A 6255-nucleotide genomic window follows, 5' to 3' on the forward strand; every position below is an offset into this window, starting at 1 on the left:
GGCGCACCGCGGCCGAGGCCTACCTTCACGAGCTGGCAGGGGACCGGGCCACGGCCGCCGAGCTCTACGGCCTGGCGGCGGAGGAGGCCACGTCGGCCCCCGAGCGCCGATACCTGGGCCGGAGGGCGGGAGCCCTCAGGGGACCTGGCTGACCACCGAGGTGGGAGCGTTCCGGTCCGCGCCCGGCGAGGACTGGGCGGATTCGCTCGACACCGCGAACAGGGTGACCGCCAGGACCGCCACCGCGGCGAGCGCTGCGCCGACCCCCAACTCGAGGGTCGTCAACTGCATCCGCTGGCCCAGTACCTGGGGCGGCATGGTGGAGGTGGCCATGGATCTCCTCTTCCGGTTCGACTACGGATCCGCGGTGCCCGACCACGGATCCGTGGTGGTCGCGGATGACCATAGTCCCCGTCCGCGCTCGGGGGTAGGGGGCCGTCCCGGAAGCCGAGAATCGCGCAGCGTCCATGCTGGCAGGCCCGGTGCGTTGGGAGTTGCAGGAGGTCACTGCTCCACTGAGAACAGCTCTCCGGGTTGGCACCCGAGTGCATCACAGAGCGCGACGAGCGTGGTGAAGCGGATCGCCTTGGCGCGATCGTTCTTGAGGACCGAGAGGTTGACCGTGCTCACCCCGACGATCTCGGACAGTCGCGCCAGCGTCATCCCCCTGTCCGCCAGCAGCGAGTCGAGGTGGCAGCGAACCCTCGTGTCCCCGTCCTGGGCGGCCATCAGACGAGCCCCTCCTGGTCCTCCCGCATCGCCTTCGCCCGACGGAACGCCACAGTGATGAGGGAGATGAGCATCAGCAGAACATAGGTGAGCACGAAGTGCTCCCACTCGGTCCCGTCCGCCTCGAGATCGGACAGCCCCAGGTCGTCGCGCGCCATGTTGGTGCCGATAGCCCGCGGGATGACGGGGGCCACCAGATAGACGAGCAGCACCCAGGAGGTGGCGGTGAGTAGCCGGATGGTGCCACTGGTGAAGAACCGCCCTTTGAGGCACTGGACCGAGAGCACTGCGACCAGACCGATGACGACGGAGATGAGCACGACGTCGAGGGCGAAGACGCCCCACAGCAGCCAGGTCGCGGCAGGTGAGAGCGCTGCCGCATCGATCGTCCGACCACCGGCCATGGCGTTCTCCCCGGCCAATGGTGCGATCGACGACGGAACGCCGCCCGCGGCGATCCTCTGCCACACGGACACGGCGACGATCAGAAAACCTACTATCGCCCCGAAGGCTGTCGCCGAGACGTCGGTGCGCTCCTTCTTGTCGCCGGGCTGCCCCGATGCCCCCGGACCGGACGGCGTGGTGGTGCTGACGAACATGGTCTCTCTCCGCTCTCCCGATGCAACGATAATCGTTTGCCTATCGATAATCGTTGCACACGATAATCGTTGGGTCAATGCAGTTGTGCTTCCTGCGGTTCGGTGGGGCATCGGGCGCCCCATCCGTGTGGTGTTGCTCTCCGAATCAGGGGCAGACGCTGAAAGGAGAACCCTCATGAGTTCTCTCCCCGGACCCCGCACCTGCCCCGGCCCCGGGCTCAGGCTGGTGGGCATCGCGGTTCTCGCCACCGGCGCGGTGGCCGCCGCCCTGGTACCCGGCATGGTCGCCCTCGGTGCGTCGATGGGTGGCGTCGTGGGGTCAGCGGAGATGGCGGCCGGCGCGGTGCTCCAGGCCCGCAGCGGCTGGATGGCGCCCGCCGTGTTCACCGTGACGGTGTTCGCCCTCGTCGTGGTCGTGACCGCGGTGCTCCTGCGGGCCCCGGTGTCGCTGACCGCTATTCGACGTGCTCGACCCGCTCGCCGTGAACGCACCGGCCGGCAGGGCCGCACGGAGTTCGGACTGCGGCAACCTGAACGGGCGCTGCGCGTCCGGATCGATCGTCTGCCGGGGATCACGGACTAGAGCCACGCCGGCTCGTCAACCCGGCTCTTCGGCCCGGCTCGTCCGCCCGGCTCGTCCGCCCGGCTCGTCCACCGGGCTCTTCGGCCCGGCTCGTCCACCGGGCTTCCAGTGGCTGAGACCAGCAACTCTCCGGCCTGATCGGGCCCCGGAAAAAAGTTCGAGATCTCTCGTGACGATCCGGTGACTCGTGACGTCTTAGTTGTGTAGTTGTTCATCGAAGGCCCGGCCCGGTGCCGGACCTTCCCGCGAGGAGGAATCATGTCGAACGCAATTCCCAAGACCGGCCGTGAGCAGACGCGCGAGCAGCAGGCCGCCGAAGCCGCCGAGGCCGCCGAGGCCGCCACTCAGGAGAAGGCCGTCGAGAAGCAGCCCGCCCGCGGACCGCTCCAGACGTCCCGTGGGGTCACCACGCTGGACGATGCCGTGGTGGCCAAGATCGCCGGCATGGCCGCGCGTGAGGTCCCCGGTGTCTACGACATGGGCAACGCCGCTCGCCGCGCCTTCTCGGCGGTGACCGATCGCATCCCCAACGCCCAGACCAACGTCACCGGCGGCATCAGCGTCGAGAAGGGCGACACCCAGACGGCGATCGACGTGACGGTGGTCGTGGAGTACGGCGCCTCGATCGTCGACGTGGGCAACGCCATCCGTCGCAACATCATCGACCAGGTCGAGGGCACCACCGGACTCGAGGTCGTGGAGGTCAACGTCAACGTCGCCGACGTTCACCTGCCGCAGGACGACGACGGCGATGACGTCCGCACCAGCTCCGAGAGCGGACGCGGCGAGCTGCGCTGACCCTCCCACCTACCGACCACTGCTGCACCGCGGGGGCGGGACATCCGGCCCGCCCCCGCACCCCCTGAGCGAGGAGTTCTCATGAAGACCACCCATCTCACACTTCTGGTGGGGTTGTTCCTCGGCGCCGTCGCCGCGTTCGGCTCGATCGGCCAGTTCCTCATCGTGCTGATCTTCGGCGTGATCGGGGTGGCCGTGGGCCTGGCCATGGAGGGGCGCGTCGAGATCAAGGGCCTCACCGATCGTCGGAGGCGGTGACCCGTGACCGCCGCGCAGACTGACCAGACCGGTCGCCGGCCCGCCCCGGATCCGGCCGAGGTCGAGGAGTCCGCACCGCCGGAACTGGCGCCCCGGCCGGCTGCGGAGCGCGGGCTCACCACCATCCCCGCGTCCGTCGTGGGCCGCATCGCCGAGCAGGTCGCCTCCGAGTACACCCACGTGGGCGGTGCCGCCGGTGGACTGCTGGGGGTGGGCGCCCGCCGGAACTTCGACTCGCGCCCGTCGGCCACCTGTGACCTCTACGGAACCGTCGCCGTGCTCAGGCTCAACGTGGGAGTCGCGTTCCCCGTGGACCTCGCCGACACCTGCCGCGGCCTGCGCCGGTACGTGCGCGAGAGGGTCGGCGAGTTGACCGGCCTCCAGGTGGGCCGGCTGGACATCGAGATCTCGTGGCTCAACCCCGGGACCGCGACGAGAGGAGCACTGAGATGAGTGCACGGACCCGCGGAAGCGGATTGATCAGACGGCCGCCGCGCGCAATCCCTGTGGGACTGCTCGCCGTGGCGCTCCTGGCCGTGGGCGGCCTGGGGAGCTGGCTGCTGGTGACCTATCTGGTCGACGGCACCTGGCCCGCCGCGGCGTCCGCGACGGTGGACACGATCTCGGGTACGGGCATCGGATCGACGGATATGCGCATCGCCGCCGTGGTGCTGGCGGTGGTGGGGCTCGCCCTGCTGCTGGCCGCCCTCGTGCCGGGACGCCCGTCGCGCGTCCTCGTCCTCGAGGACGACGTCCCGGGCGAGACAGCCATCTCCCGCCGGGACCTGGCCCGCCGGATCCAACGGCGCACCGAGAACGTCGACGGCGTGCACAGTACGAACGTGGCCGTGCGTCGTCGCCGGATCGACATTGCCGTGGAGACCGTGGTCGACGACCCCGCCCCGGTGACCAGGGGAGCGAAGGACGCGGTCGACCGTGCGCTGGCCGAACTGCGACCGGCCGGCCCGTCACGTCCCCGCGTGCGCACCCACCGCAGAAGCTGAGAGGACGACACATCATGCGTAGCCTTTCCGGAACCCGAAACCGCATCGCGTTGACGGTGGCGGGTCTGCTGACCCTGGCCGTCGCGGCGTGGCTGGTCGCGGTGTCCTTCTCCCTCATCCCCGCGGGCTCGCCGCTCGCCGGCCTGATGGTGCCGACCGACTCGACGGTGTCCACGGTGGTGCAGGAGCACCGTGGGTGGGCACTGCCGGCCGCCACCGCCGCATCCATCATCGCCGTACTCGCCGGGCTGGGCCTGCTGCTCGCGCAGATCCCCACCGCACCGTCGCACACATCGCTGCGTCTGCACGACGACGACGGCACGGTGCTGGCCACCCTGGAGCCCCAGGTCCTGGAACGTGCGCTCGCCGAGCGGGTGGATGGCGTCCCGGGCGTCGAGGAGGCCTCCGTGCGGGTCTCCGGCTCCACGACCTCTCTGCGAATCCTGGCCGAGGTGACGGTAGCCGAGGACGCACAGGTGGAGTGGGCGGTCGAGGAGGCCCGCCGGGTGCTGGCCGCCGATCCGGAGACGGTGCTCGGCACCAGTCCCCGGTCGGTCGACCTGCTGGTCCGCGTGCACACCCCGCGGTCGTCCTCCCGATCCGACCGCGTGGCCGTGCGCCAGGAGAGCGCGGGCGGGGAACTGGTCTCTGAGGCGGCATGACGCCCGCGCCCTCCCCGCCGGGGGAGTACCCCGACCGGACCCTGGTGCTACGTGCCCAGGACGGCGACCCCGACGCCTTCGACGTGTTGATCGACCGCCACCAGGGTCGCCTGTTCCGCATCGCTTACCTGGTGCTGGGGGACCGGCAGGACAGCGAGGACGTGGTCCAGGAGTCGCTGCTGACCGCGTGGAAGCGGCTGCATCTCCTGGACGACCCGGACGCGGTGCGAAGCTGGCTGGCCCAGATCTGCTCGCGGCGGGCGACCGACATCGCCCGCCGTCGGGCCCGCCGCTCCACCGACGCCCAGCCGCCCGAGCTCCTGCACATCCACCGCGACGAGGGCCCCCGATCCGACCCCGCCCGGACCACCGTGGTCAACGCGCAGATGCAGGCCCTGGCCCGGGTGCTCGGCACAATGGACCCGGATCTGCGGTCCTGCTGGACACTGCGCGAGATCGACGGCATGTCCTACCGGGAGGTCGCGGCCGCGCTCGACATCACCGAGTCCACCGCGCGGGGCCGCCTCGCGCGTGCCCGCACGCACGTGATCGAATATATGAAGGAATGGCGGTGAACACCATGGACGGACCCTCCGGACCCGGTGGACCCGACGACGCCGTGGCCACCCGAGACTATCTCGATCAGATCAGTGCCCTGCACCGCGACTGGGACGAGCTCGAGAGCCGGGGCGATGACTCCGTGCAACTGTCCCGCCGGGCGAGATCGGCGCTGGCGGAGGCCGTCCGCGCTGATTCCCGGCATGGTGCGCGCGTGCAGATGCCTCCCACCGACGTGGGCCCCTACACCCTGACCGAGCTGGCGCTACGCACACTGATCCGCGACACCGTGGACGGCGTCCCGGGAGTGGTGAGTCTGCGGACCACCGTCGACCACGACCCGGTCGAGGGCTGGGGCACCCGCGGTCTGCCCCGCCGCATCGCCTGCCGCATCTCACTCGCGGTCACGACCCCGGATCTGCCCGCCCTCGCGGACGCGGTCCGCGAGGCCGTACGTGACGCGTGCGCCCGAGAATTCGACCTCGTCGACCTGGTGGTCGACATCCACATCGAGGATCTTCATGAACACTGAGCCGACGGCAGCGGAGCTGATCGACCTGGTGGTGGCCGTCCCCGGGGTCAACGGGATCGAACCCGGTATCGGCACCTCCCTCAGGGCGCTCGACGCCCGAATTCGACGGGCCGGTTCCGATTCGAGTCACTTCGGCCTCCACGTCGACCGTGAGGGGAGCAGGGTCACCGTGGAGGTGAGCCTGGACCGCTCACGACCGGTCAGGCAGAGCGTCCGGGACATCCAAGTGGTGCTGCGGGACGCGCTGGGGGCCACGGTGCCGGTCGGCACCGAGCTCGAGGTGCGGGTGCAGTCGCTCCACCGGGGCTGAGGCGGCGACGCTGGCGGTGTCGTCGAGCGGTGCGGCCGAGGTGAGACGCCGCGTGTGTCCGGCGCGGACACCGTTGGCGATCACCAGGATCTCCGCGAGCTCGTGCACCAGCACGACCGCGGCCAGGCCCAGGACGCCGGCCAGGGCCAGCGGCACCAGCACGATGATGATCGCCAGCGAGAGCCCGATGTTCTGCAGCATGATCCGGCGGGATCGGCGGGA

General features: G+C 70.4%; 11 protein-coding genes and 1 pseudogene. 8 read left to right on the top strand and 4 right to left on the bottom strand.

Translation table 11 applies throughout. The features are described 5' to 3' along the window. Positions 1 to 135: 135 nt before the first annotated feature. From G6027_RS08680 to G6027_RS08690, 3 genes are all read right to left on the bottom strand, one after another. Positions 136 to 333, bottom strand: a complete 198-nt coding sequence (locus G6027_RS08680; protein WP_182636823.1) for a hypothetical protein — start codon at positions 331 to 333, stop codon at positions 136 to 138. 171 nt (positions 334 to 504) lie between these two features. Then, a complete protein-coding gene (locus G6027_RS08685; RefSeq protein ID WP_182636824.1) occupies positions 505 to 729 on the bottom strand; it encodes a helix-turn-helix domain-containing protein in 225 nt (74 codons plus the stop codon). After that, positions 729 to 1328, bottom strand: a complete 600-nt coding sequence (locus G6027_RS08690) for a hypothetical protein (RefSeq protein ID WP_182636825.1) — start codon at positions 1326 to 1328, stop codon at positions 729 to 731. Before G6027_RS08690 ends, G6027_RS08685 begins: the two co-directional genes overlap by 1 nt. A 175-nt stretch (positions 1329 to 1503) precedes the next feature. Between G6027_RS08690 and G6027_RS08695 the strand changes: the two genes are divergently transcribed. The 8 genes from G6027_RS08695 to G6027_RS08730 all read left to right on the top strand — a co-directional run bounded on the left by G6027_RS08695 (position 1504) and on the right by G6027_RS08730 (position 5723). Next, positions 1504 to 1911: a hypothetical protein gene (locus tag G6027_RS08695; protein WP_182636826.1), complete on the top strand. Its 408-nt coding sequence runs from the start codon at positions 1504 to 1506 to the stop codon at positions 1909 to 1911. Positions 1912 to 2169: 258 nt separating this feature from the next. Continuing rightward, a complete protein-coding gene (locus G6027_RS08700) occupies positions 2170 to 2709 on the top strand; it encodes an Asp23/Gls24 family envelope stress response protein (RefSeq protein WP_187702739.1) in 540 nt (179 codons plus the stop codon). Between the two features lie 81 nt (positions 2710 to 2790). After that, entirely contained in the window at positions 2791 to 2967 is a 177-nt protein-coding gene (locus G6027_RS08705; RefSeq protein WP_162845654.1) for a hypothetical protein, read from the top strand. Positions 2968 to 2970: 3 nt separating this feature from the next. Further along, positions 2971 to 3420: an Asp23/Gls24 family envelope stress response protein gene (locus G6027_RS08710; RefSeq protein WP_182636827.1), complete on the top strand. Its 450-nt coding sequence runs from the start codon at positions 2971 to 2973 to the stop codon at positions 3418 to 3420. After that, the gene (locus tag G6027_RS08715) at positions 3417 to 3971 is read left to right on the top strand and encodes a DUF6286 domain-containing protein (RefSeq protein WP_182636828.1); all 555 of its coding nucleotides are present in this window, start codon (positions 3417 to 3419) and stop codon (positions 3969 to 3971) included. The genes G6027_RS08710 and G6027_RS08715 overlap by 4 nt, the downstream gene beginning before the upstream one ends. 14 nt (positions 3972 to 3985) lie before the next feature. Further along, complete coding sequence (locus tag G6027_RS08720; RefSeq protein WP_182636829.1) at positions 3986 to 4633, top strand: hypothetical protein; 648 nt, start codon at positions 3986 to 3988, stop codon at positions 4631 to 4633. Beyond that, positions 4630 to 5208, top strand: coding sequence for an RNA polymerase sigma factor (locus tag G6027_RS08725; RefSeq protein ID WP_182636830.1), 579 nt, complete (start codon positions 4630 to 4632; stop codon positions 5206 to 5208). Before G6027_RS08720 ends, G6027_RS08725 begins: the two co-directional genes overlap by 4 nt. Further along, positions 5199 to 5723, top strand: a complete 525-nt coding sequence (locus G6027_RS08730) for a hypothetical protein (RefSeq protein WP_182636831.1) — start codon at positions 5199 to 5201, stop codon at positions 5721 to 5723. Before G6027_RS08725 ends, G6027_RS08730 begins: the two co-directional genes overlap by 10 nt. A gap of 190 nt (positions 5724 to 5913) precedes the next feature. Here G6027_RS08730 and G6027_RS08735 read toward each other — a convergent pair. Continuing rightward, a pseudogene (locus G6027_RS08735) lies at positions 5914 to 6255 on the bottom strand (hypothetical protein); the annotation flags it as partial.

The organism is Dietzia sp. SLG310A2-38A2, assembly GCF_014145095.1.
Taxonomy (GTDB): Bacteria; Actinomycetota; Actinomycetes; order Mycobacteriales; family Mycobacteriaceae; genus Dietzia.